Origin of the sequence: Halomonas sp. SIMBA_159 (genome assembly GCF_046536035.1) — a bacterium.
Lineage (GTDB): Bacteria > Pseudomonadota > Gammaproteobacteria > Pseudomonadales > Halomonadaceae > Vreelandella > Vreelandella venusta_A.
This window is the reverse complement of record NZ_JAWJBT010000106.1, coordinates 1-437: the sequence shown is the minus strand read 5'-3', so window position 1 is coordinate 437 and position 437 is coordinate 1. Positions and strand designations below refer to the sequence as shown.

Annotated in this window: 1 protein-coding gene; it reads right to left on the bottom strand. The window is 53.1% G+C overall.

Annotated features, from left to right (window positions below; all coding sequences use genetic code 11):
* Positions 1-21 precede the first annotated feature (21 nt).
* Positions 22-437: replication initiation factor domain-containing protein (locus R0J87_RS18570; protein ID WP_498888034.1), on the bottom strand; the 416-nt coding region annotated here is incomplete at its 5' end.

The following is a 437-nucleotide window of genomic DNA, read 5'->3' as shown; positions in this document are numbered from 1 at the left end:
TCTCGTCAGGTGCTGGAACTGTCACCTGAACAGGTGGTCAAGCAACTGACGCATGTAATTGACCAGCTTGCCGCACTGGGTGGCACCGTGTTTGACGGCATTCTCAACTGAGGTCATGTAATGGCGTTTGTGTGTGGCAATAGCACATTGCTCAGCCTCACAAATACGGCTCAGGGCAGGGTATGCACCTGCAAAATACTTGTCGGCATCAATCAGGATATCGAACGGGATCACACGGTCTTTTGAGCGCAGTTCCAGCTCCCAGCGTACCCACTCAGGATGCTGGTCTGATTTAAGCTGTTTGCCTTTCTCGTACACACGCAACATCTTGCCCGCATCACGGCTACCGACATAGAACGAGCGGCCGGACTCAGGGACAAGGCCGTAACGCTTTTTCAGTGACTGGGATGTGCCGGACTGGGTTTGGTAATCACAGA